The organism is Streptomyces africanus (genome assembly GCF_002150735.1).
GTDB classification, from domain to species: domain Bacteria; phylum Actinomycetota; class Actinomycetes; order Streptomycetales; family Streptomycetaceae; genus Streptomyces; species Streptomyces africanus.
In genome coordinates this window covers 1-2,107 of sequence record NZ_MUKA01000603.1, presented here as the reverse complement: position 1 = coordinate 2,107, position 2,107 = coordinate 1, and the positions used below count along the sequence as shown (strand labels likewise).

Here is a 2,107-nt window from a genome sequence, read left to right as displayed (position 1 = left end):
GGCTCGGTCATCGCGAACGCCGAGCGGATCTCGCCGGCCAGCAGCGGCTCCAGCCACTGCTTGCGCTGCTGCTCGTCGCCGAACTGGGTGAGCACCTCCATGTTGCCCGTGTCCGGGGCCGCGCAGTTCGTCACCGTCGGGGCCAGCTGTGGGGAGCGCCCCATGATCTCGGCGAGCGGCGCGTACTGGAGGTTGGTGAGCCCGGCGCCGTACTCGGAGTCCGGCAGGAAGAGGTTCCACAGGCCCTGCCTGCGCGCCTCGGCCTTCAGCTCCTCGACCACCGCCGGGGCCTCCCACGGCGAGGCGAGCCGGGCCCGCTGCTCGTGTGCGACGGCCTCGGCCGGATAGACGTACTCGTCCATGAAGGCCAGCAGCTTGCCGCGCAGCTCCTCGGTGCGCGCGTCGAACGCGAAGTCCATGACCGTCAGCCTTCCTGAAGGGTGGTGAGACCGTGCTCGATGAAGACGGGGACCAGGCCGCCGATGCGGTCGAAGCCGCGCCCGACCGTCTGGCCCAGGGTGTAGCGGTAGTGGATGCCCTCCAGGATCACGGCGAGCTTGAACCAGGCGAACGCGGTGTACCAGGAGACCGCGGAGACATCGCGCCCCGAGCGCGCGGCATACCGCTCGATCAGTTCGGCCGGGTCCGGGTGCCCCGCCGCCTCGGCCGTCGTGGAGACGGGGGAGTCAGGGGCGTCGAGCGGCAGGCTGTACATCGCCAGCAGGCCCAGGTCGGTCAGCGGGTCGCCCAGGGTGGACATCTCCCAGTCGAGGATCGCCTTGATGCGGTCGTCCTCGCCGATCAGGACGTTGTCCAGCCGGTAGTCGCCGTGCACCACGGCCGGGGCGGGGGAGGAGGGCAGCCGCCGTCCGAGCGTGGCGTGCAGCTCGTCGATCCCGGCCAGCTCGCGGTTGCGTGAGGCGTCCAGCTGCTTGCCCCAGCGCCGCAGCTGCCGGTCCAGGAAGCCCTCGGGCCGGCCGAAGTCGGCGAGTCCCACCTCGGCCGGATCCACCGCGTGCAGCTCCACCAGCGTGTCCACCAGGTTCAGCACCGCGCCCCGGGTGCGCTCCGGGCCGAGCGGGGCGAGCTGGTCGGCCGTGCGGTACGGGGTGCCCTCGACGAACTCCATGACGTAGAAGGGCGCGCCGAGCACCTCCTCGTCCTCGCACAGCAGCACGGGCCGCGGAACCGGCACGGCGGTCGGGTGCAGCGCGCTGATCACCCGGTGCTCGCGCTTCATGTCGTGCGCGGTGGCCAGGACGTGGCCGAGCGGGGGACGCCGTACGACCCATCGGGAGGTGCCGTCGGAGACGGAGTAGGTGAGGTTGGACCGTCCGCCCTCGATCAGCCGGCCGGACAGTGCGCCGCTCACCAGGCCGGGCCGCTCGCGGTCGAGCAGGCCGCGCAGCCGGTCGAGGTCGAGTCCGGGCGGGTGGTCGGGGCTCATGCGTCGCTCCTACGGGCAGGTGAACAGTTACCGACTCATGATGCCGACCGGTCGGTATGTCGTCCAGAGCGGGGCCGAAACGTGATCGGAGCCACGATAGGCCGACGACTCCCCCCACGGGGCGCCGGGGAGGTTTAGGCCGCTTCGTTCAGGCCATCCGGCTTGCGTGCCGCGCGGCGAGCCCGGAAGGTCGGATGCATGAAGGCGATCAGTTACTCACGGTACGGCGGACCCGAGGTCCTGGCGTTCGGAGAGGTCCGCGATCCCAAGGTCGGCCCGGACTCCGTGCTGGTCAAGGTGCGGGCGGCGGCCGTGAACCCCGTCGACTGGAAGGCCCGCGAGGGCTACCTCGACGGACTCCTCGAAGCCGCGTTCCCGGTGGTACCCGGCTGGGACGTCTCGGGCGTCGTCGTACGCCCCGGCGTCGCCGTGTCGGAGTTCGACGTCGGGGACGAGGTCATCGGGTACGTCCGCGAGGACTTCCTCTCCCGTGGCACCTTCGCCGAGTACGTGGCCGCGCCCGNNGTCCGCCCCGACGCCGAGGACCTCCGGCGGCTGTCCGAACTGGCGGAACAGGGCGTGGTGAGCGTGCACGTCTCCGAGACGTTCCCCCTGGAACGAGCGGCGGACGCACACCGCCTGAACGAGGAGGGCCGCACG

The 2,107-nt window shown here is 71.5% G+C and carries 3 protein-coding genes; 1 reads left to right on the top strand and 2 read right to left on the bottom strand.

Annotation, left to right across the window (positions count from 1 at the left end; all coding sequences use genetic code 11):
- Together CCL05_RS42535 and CCL05_RS42530 are read right to left on the bottom strand one after the other, a co-directional pair.
- Positions 1-419: acyl-CoA dehydrogenase family protein (locus CCL05_RS42535; RefSeq protein WP_208641754.1), on the bottom strand; the 419-nt coding region annotated here is incomplete at its 3' end.
- Positions 420-424: 5 nt separating this feature from the next.
- Entirely contained in the window at positions 425-1,447 is a 1,023-nt protein-coding gene (locus CCL05_RS42530) for a phosphotransferase family protein (RefSeq protein ID WP_086565843.1), read from the bottom strand.
- 198 nt (positions 1,448-1,645) lie between these two features.
- On the opposite strand from CCL05_RS42530, the gene CCL05_RS42525 reads away from it, so the two are divergent.
- A partial coding sequence (locus CCL05_RS42525) for an alcohol dehydrogenase catalytic domain-containing protein (protein ID WP_143590058.1) occupies positions 1,646-2,107 on the top strand: 462 nt, incomplete at its 3' end.

What these genes read in the sequence shown, in the direction of transcription:
- CCL05_RS42530 (WP_086565843.1), bottom strand. Translation starts at nt 1,447, where the DNA reads ATGAGCCCCGACCACCCGCCCGGACTCGACCTCGACCGGCTGCGCGGC.